1 protein-coding gene is annotated in these 706 nt (G+C 73.4%); it reads left to right on the top strand.

Annotated elements, in window-relative coordinates:
- Window positions 1-706 (top strand): SGNH/GDSL hydrolase family protein (locus KZA10_RS16810; RefSeq protein WP_218683471.1); only part of this gene is annotated, 706 nt, incomplete at both ends.

The following is a 706-nucleotide window of genomic DNA, read 5'->3' as shown; positions in this document are numbered from 1 at the left end:
CCGGTCGCCGCCCGCCGATGGCAGCGCTACGTCGCGCTCGGGGACTCCCTCACCGAAGGACTCTGCGACCCGGCCCCGGACGGAGCCCTGCGAGGGTGGGCCGACCGCCTCGCGCTGCTGCTCGCTGCCAGGGGAGGCCTGCACTACGCGAACCTGGCCATCCGCTCGAAGCGCGTGCAGGACCTGTCCGGCCCCCAACTGACGAGGGCGCTCGAGCTGCGGCCCGACCTCGTGTCGATCCTGATCGGAGCCAACGACCTCGTGAAGCGCCGTGTCGATGTCGCCGCGCTCGCCGCCGAGGTCGAAGGGGCGGTGCGGCAGCTGCGGGGGATCGGCGCCGACGTGCTCCTGGTCACCCCGTTCCTGCCCGGCCGACGCGCTGCAGCCCTCTACACCCGGCGGTTCTCCGCCTTCGCCACCGCGCTGACGGGGATCGCGACCCGCACCGGGGCGATCCTGATCGATACGGATCTGCACCCCTCGCTGGCCGAGCGTCCGAACTGGGGGGAAGACCTCGTGCACCTGAGCAGCCGAGGCCACCGCTTCCTCGCCTACCGGGCCGGTGAGATGCTCGGGGTGCCCGATGCCGACGCGCTCGGAGCGCTCGATGCCGCGATGCACGAGCACGAGCCCATCGGCGCGGGGGTGTGGTGGCGTCGGCACGCGCTGCCCTGGGTCTGGCGTCGTCTGCACGGTCGGGCAGCCG

This window comes from Microbacterium sp. BF1 (genome assembly GCF_019279095.1).
GTDB lineage: Bacteria > Actinomycetota > Actinomycetes > Actinomycetales > Microbacteriaceae > Microbacterium > Microbacterium maritypicum.
The sequence above is the reverse complement of the archived record's forward strand: the minus strand, read 5'-3'. Positions and strand labels throughout refer to the sequence as shown.